Origin of the sequence: Psychrobacillus sp. BL-248-WT-3, assembly GCF_012843435.1 — a bacterium.
Classification (GTDB): domain Bacteria; phylum Bacillota; class Bacilli; order Bacillales_A; family Planococcaceae; genus Psychrobacillus.
Genome location: NZ_JABAFC010000083.1, coordinates 1 through 1,496, shown reverse-complemented (window position 1 = coordinate 1,496; position 1,496 = coordinate 1). Strand labels below are relative to the sequence as shown.

Annotated in this window: 1 protein-coding gene; it reads right to left on the bottom strand. The window is 39.0% G+C overall.

Features of this window, described 5'->3' with window-relative positions; translation table 11 throughout:
* Positions 1-239 precede the first annotated feature (239 nt).
* Entirely contained in the window at positions 240-1,439 is a 1,200-nt protein-coding gene (locus HF876_RS18690) for an IS256 family transposase (protein ID WP_169361554.1), read from the bottom strand.
* Positions 1,440-1,496 lie beyond the last annotated feature (57 nt).

The window sequence follows — 1,496 nt, the reverse complement described above, 5'->3', positions numbered from 1 at the left end:
GGGAATGTAAAATATTTTGTGTAAATGTATTACTATCTTTATTCTAAACACATACTTACTTTATCCGTTAAGGGGATAAGGCTCTGCTGAAGAGCAACCTGAGCACTTAACCGATGGCCAAAAAGGAGAGGGTTTTTCTCTCTCTTTTTCTTATCTTTTTGGTCTAAATAAAGCGTAAAACTTTTGGGTGTAGCGTAGCGGAGCCCAACACGACTGTACATGAACAAGGGATAATCCTACTAAATCCGCCCCTCAAAAATAATTTTGAATTGTCCCTCACACTCTAGCCATCCTGGAATAGGCTTATTCCATTTTTTTATGGCATCCATCGTGGCCAAATAAAGAATCTTCTTTAGTGAATTGTCCGTAGGATAGGCTGTTTTTGTCTTTGTTACCTTTCTCAGTTGGCGATGGAATCCTTCCACTGTATTGGTCGTATAAATGATTTTCCGTATCTCCGTCGGGTAGGAAAAGTAAGCTGTAAGCTCCAACCAATGTTCCTCCCAAGAACCAATAACCTTCGGATATTTATCTTTCCATGATGCCTTTACTTTTCCAAACTCAAGTTCAGCTTGCTCCAAAGTAGAAGCCTTGTATACCTTCTTTAAATCGGTCATAAACGGGTTTCGTTCCCTTGAAGGCACATACTTCATGGTATTTCGTAATTGATGGATCACACACAACTGAATATGCGTCTTTGGAAAGGTGCTCTGGATCGCTTCTGTAAAGCCAGAAAGTCCGTCCTTACACGCAATAAAGATATCTTCTACACCACGACTTTTAAGGTCTGTACAGACACCTAGCCAAAAGCTCGCGCTTTCATTTTCACCTACCCATATACCAAGGATATCCTTAATTCCATCGGAATTAATGCCGAGAACAGTATAAGCAGCTTTATTAATAATACGGTTCTCGTGCTTCACCTTGAAGTGGACCGCATCCAAATAAACAATTGGATACACACGGTCTAAAGGGCGGGAGTGCCATTCGAAAATCTGAGGTAAAATTTTATCTGTTACCTTACTAACCAAGCTAGGAGATACTTCGACACCATATATATCTTTCATATGTGACTCGATATCTCTTGTGGACATTCCTTTGGAATACAAAGCTAAAATCTGTTCTTCTAAGCCATTGATGGACGACTCGTAATTCTTCACGATTTGCGGTTCATATTCACCATTGCGGTCTCTAGGTATATTTAATTCTGTATTTCCAAACTTTGTTCGAATCACCTTTGAACGATAGCCATTTCTACTGTTTCCGGTATTATTTCCTGTCGGGCTATGTTTGGAGTAGCCAAGGTGGTCTTCGATTTCGGCCTCAAATACAAGCTGTAATGTTTCTTTAAAAAGATTTTTCATCATCTCGATGATGTCATCAACAGATTGACACTCTCTAGCTAAATCCTTGATTCTCATATTTTCGTAATTTTGCATAATGATCATCTCCTATAGGAAAGTTATGGTCATTTACACAAAATTTTATACGTTCTC

Bases quoted from the DNA above. Each gene is read 5' to 3' on its own strand.
- HF876_RS18690 (WP_169361554.1), bottom strand. From the start codon at position 1,439: ATGCAAAATTACGAAAATATGAGAATCAAGGATTTAGCTAGAGAGTGT.